Raw genomic sequence first — 4,342 nt, forward strand, 5'->3', positions numbered from 1 at the left:
CATCCGCGCCGAGATGCAGGGCGAGCTGCTGCGCCTGCAGCAGGTGCGCCGCCGCACCATCGTCTTCATCTCGCACGACCTCGACGAGGCGATGCGCATCGGCGACCGCATCGCGATCATGAAGGACGGCCAGGTGAAGCAGGTCGGCACGCCGGAGGAGATCCTGCGCGCACCCGCCGACGACTACGTGCGCGCCTTCGTGCGCGGCGTCGATGCCGCCGCCGTCTTCACCGCGGGCGACATCGCGCTGCCCGGGCCGGTGAAGGACGCCGGGCCGCCGGTGGCAGCGAACCTTCCCGTGAGCGAGCTGTTCGGGCTGGTCGCCCGCTCGGAGCATCCGCTGCCGGTGATCGGCGATGGTGGCCGCTACGTGGGCGCCATCAGCAAGACCACGCTGCTGAAATTCCTGGACCGCGGCGCCGAGTGATCGGCGCGCAGACAACCGCGAGAAGAGCATGAACGACATCCCGGAAACCACTCTCGAAGAAGCCCTGGCCGCGAGCGCGGCCCCGTCCCAGGCCGCATCGGCGCCGTCCGCCCCGGACGCCGCGCTGCAAGCGAGCGATCCCTGGGCCGACGCAGGCGCCGATTTCTCCGGCCCGGCGGCCGAGGCCGATACGGCATCGGCGTGGGACGCCCCCGCCGACACCGGCAACGCCGACTGGCTCGCCGCGCCGTCCCAGGCCGCGGACGCGCTGCCCGATGCCACCGGCTTCCAGCTGCACCAACTGTGGGACGGCTCGCTGCCGCTCGACCAGTGGATCAACCAGGGCCTGCAATGGACGGTGGATCATTTCCGTCCGGCCTTCCAGGCGGTGCGCGGCCCCATCGACGGCACGCTGTCGGGCGTCACCGGCCTGCTGCAGGGCCTGCCGCCAGGGCTGATGATGGGCATCGCCGGCCTGCTGGCGTGGCAGTTCGCCGGCCGCGGCATCGCGCTCGGCACGGTGCTGTCGCTGCTGCTGGTGGCGGGCCTGGGGGTCTGGCAGGAGGCCATGGTCACGCTGTCGCTGGTGCTGACCTCGCTCGCCTTCTGCCTGCTGCTGGGGCTGCCCCTGGGCATCCTGCTGGCGGCCAGCGACCGCGCGCAACGCCTGCTGCGGCCGCTGCTCGATGCGATGCAGACCACGCCCGCCTTCGTCTATCTCGTTCCGGTGGTGATGCTGTTCGGCATCGGCAACGTGCCGGGCGTGATCGTGACCATCGTGTTCGCGCTGCCGCCGCTGGTGCGCCTCACCGCGCTGGGCATCCGCCAGGTGCGGCCGGACCTGATCGAGGCGGCCCGCGCCTACGGCGCCTCGCCCTGGCAGCTGCTGGTGAAGGTGCAGCTGCCGCTGGCCATGCCTTCCATCATGGCCGGCATCAACCAGGCGCTGATGCTGGCGCTCTCGATGGTGGTGATCGCTTCGATGATCGCGGTCGGCGGCCTGGGCCAGATGGTGCTGCGCGGCATCGGCCGCCTCGACATGGGCCTGGCCACCGTCGGCGGGCTGGGCATCGTGCTGCTGGCCATCGGCCTGGACCGCATCACGCAGGCGCTGGGCCGGCCGCGCCGCGGCGCGCGCCGCTGGTGGCGCACCGGCCCCGTGGGCCTGCTGCTGCGGGTGCTGGCACCGCCGGCCGGCCGCGCGGCTGCGCCGGCTGCATCCACCGCGCAGGCGGCCGAGCCGGCCACTGCGCCCGCGGAGGCTTGAGCGCCGCCCTCCCCAATCAACTGCAAACTCGAAAGGAGACCCCCTCGATGATCCGTTCCTTCCGCCGCCCGCTGGCCGGGCTCGCCGCGGCCGCCTGGCTCGCCTTCGGTGCCGGCGCCGCGAACGCGCAGGACGCGCTGCCCGGTGCCGGCGTCAGCGTGCAGCCGCTCAAGAGCTCGCTGGCCGAGGAAGCCTTCCAGACCCTGCTCGTGATGCGCGGGCTGGAGAAGCTGGGCTACGACGTCAAGCCGATCAAGGACCTGGAGCCCGCCACCGAGCACGTGGCCATCGCGAACGGCGACGGCACCTTCATGGCGCACCACTGGAATCCGCTGCACGCCGAGTTCTATCGCAACTCCGGCGCCGACCAGAAGCTGTGGCGCAGCGGCCCGTACTCCGGCAACGCGGCCCAGGGCTACCTGATCGACCGCAAGACCGCGGAGAAGTACAAGATCACCAATCTCGCGCAGCTGAAGGACCCGAAGATCGCGGCGCTGTTCGACACCAACGGCGATGGCAAGGCGGACCTCACCGGCTGCAACCCCGGCTGGGGCTGCGAGCTGGCGATCGAACACCACCTCAAGGCCTACAAGCTCGCCGACACCGTCACGCACAACCAGGGCAGCTATGCGGCGCTGATCGCCGACACCATCGCGCGCTACCGCCAGGGCCAGCCGGTGCTGTACTACACCTGGACGCCTTACTGGGTGAGCGCCGTGCTGCGCCCGGGCCAGGACGTGGTGTGGCTGCAAGTGCCGTTCTCCGCCTCGCCGGGCCAGGAAGGCGACGCGAACACCGCGCTGCCCAATGGCAAGAACTACGGCTTCAAGGTGAACGCGCAGCACATCGTCGCCAACAAGGCCTTCGTCGAGAAGAACCCGGCCGCGCGCCGCCTGTTCGAGGTGATGCGCCTGCCGGTGGCCGACATCAACGCGCAGAACCTGCGCATGAGCCGCGGCGAGAACAAGCCGGCCGACGTCGCGCGCCACACCGACGCCTGGATCAAGGCGCACCAGAAGACCTTCGACGGCTGGATCGCCGAGGCGCTGCGCGCCGCGCAGGGCTGATCCCGTTCGGGCTCGGGGCGCACAGTGCCCCTTCGCCCGCACCGGGCGAGGAGCGGAAGGCGCCGTGCCCCGTGCTAACCTGCGGCGCCCGCCGCAGCGCGCTTGCTGCCGCCTGCGCCGCAGTCCCAAGGAGAAAACCGAAGTGTCCGAAAACTGGAAGTTCGAAACCCTGTCCGTGCACGCCGGCTACACGCCGGAGCCGACCACCCATGCGGTGGTGCCGCCGCTGTACCAGACCGTCGCCTACTCGTTCGACAGCGCGCAGCACGGCGCCGACCTGTTCGACCTCAAGGTCCCCGGCAACATCTACACGCGGATCATGAATCCGACCCAGGCCGTGCTGGAGCAGCGCGTCGCGGCGCTCGAAGGCGGCGTGGCGGGCCTGGCCGTGGCCTCGGGCATGGCAGCGATCACCGCCTCCATCCAGACCATCGCCGAGGCGGGCGACAACATCGTCTCCGCCAGCACGCTCTACGGCGGCACCTACAACCTGTTCGCCCACACCTTCCCGCAGCAGGGCATCGAGGTGCGCTTCGCCGATCCGTCGAAGCCCGAGACCTTCGAGGCTCTGATCGACGCGCGCACCAAGGCCGTGTTCTGCGAGTCGATCGGCAACCCGCTCGGCAACGTGACCGACATCGCGGCGCTGGCCGCGGTGGCACACGCCAAGGGCGTGCCGCTGATCGTGGACAACACGGTGCCCAGCCCCTACCTGCTGCGGCCGATCGAGCACGGCGCCGACATCGTGGTGCACGCGCTCACCAAGTACCTCAACGGCCACGGCAACAGCATCGGCGGCATCATCGTCGACAGCGGCAAGTTCCCCTGGGCGCAGCACAAGGAGCGCTTCCGCCGCCTGAACGAACCGGACGTGAGCTACCACGGCGTGGTCTACACCGAGGCGCTCGGCCCGGCCGCCTACATCGGCCGCGCGCGGGTGGTCCCGCTGCGCAACATGGGCGCCGCGATCTCGCCTTTCAACGCGTGGCTGGTGCTGCAGGGCATCGAGACGCTCGCACTGCGCATGGACCGCATCTGCGACAACACGCTGGCCATCGCGCAGTTCCTGCAGTCGCACCCGAAGGTGAAGTGGGTCAGCTACGCGGGACTGCCGGAGCACCCGCAGCATGCGCTGGCGAAGAAGTACCTGGGCGGCCGTGCCTCCGGCATCCTGACCTTCGGCCTGGCCGGCGGCCGCGAGGCCGGCGCCCGCTTCCTCGATGCGCTGAAGCTGTTCACACGCCTCGTCAACATCGGCGACGTGCGCTCGCTCGCCACCCACCCGGCCTCCACCACGCACCGCCAGCTCGGCGCCGAGGAACTCGCCGCGGCCGGCGTGACCGAGGAGACGGTGCGCCTGTCGATCGGCATCGAGCACATCGACGACCTGCGGGCGGACCTGAAGCAGGCCATCGAGGCCGCCTGAGGACTTCGGCTCCCTCCCCCTCTGGGGGAGGGCTGGGGTGGGGGCGCTCGGCCCCGTGCGCTTCACGCCTGCGGCGCGGCCTCCCCCGGCGCCGCGTCGCAGCTGCCCACCTCCGGCGATTCGTCCACGTGCGGCCGCAACGCGCCCGGAATGCG

The 4,342-nt window shown here is 71.1% G+C and carries 3 protein-coding genes and 1 pseudogene; all 4 read left to right on the forward strand.

What is annotated here, in order from left to right:
* A pseudogene (locus VFM98_RS01975) lies at window positions 1–427 on the forward strand (glycine betaine/L-proline ABC transporter ATP-binding protein); the annotation flags it as partial.
* A 28-nt stretch (window positions 428–455) separates the two neighbouring features.
* Window positions 456–1,694, forward strand: a complete 1,239-nt coding sequence (proW, locus tag VFM98_RS01980) for a glycine betaine/L-proline ABC transporter permease ProW (protein ID WP_325108209.1) — start codon at window positions 456–458, stop codon at window positions 1,692–1,694.
* 47 nt (window positions 1,695–1,741) lie between these two features.
* Entirely contained in the window at window positions 1,742–2,761 is a 1,020-nt protein-coding gene (proX, locus tag VFM98_RS01985) for a glycine betaine/L-proline ABC transporter substrate-binding protein ProX (protein ID WP_325108210.1), read from the forward strand.
* Between the two features lie 142 nt (window positions 2,762–2,903).
* The gene (locus tag VFM98_RS01990; protein ID WP_325108211.1) at window positions 2,904–4,187 is read left to right on the forward strand and encodes an O-acetylhomoserine aminocarboxypropyltransferase/cysteine synthase family protein; all 1,284 of its coding nucleotides are present in this window, start codon (window positions 2,904–2,906) and stop codon (window positions 4,185–4,187) included.
* Window positions 4,188–4,342 lie beyond the last annotated feature (155 nt).

Source organism: Ramlibacter sp. (assembly GCF_035706265.1).
Lineage (GTDB): Bacteria > Pseudomonadota > Gammaproteobacteria > Burkholderiales > Burkholderiaceae_C > Ramlibacter.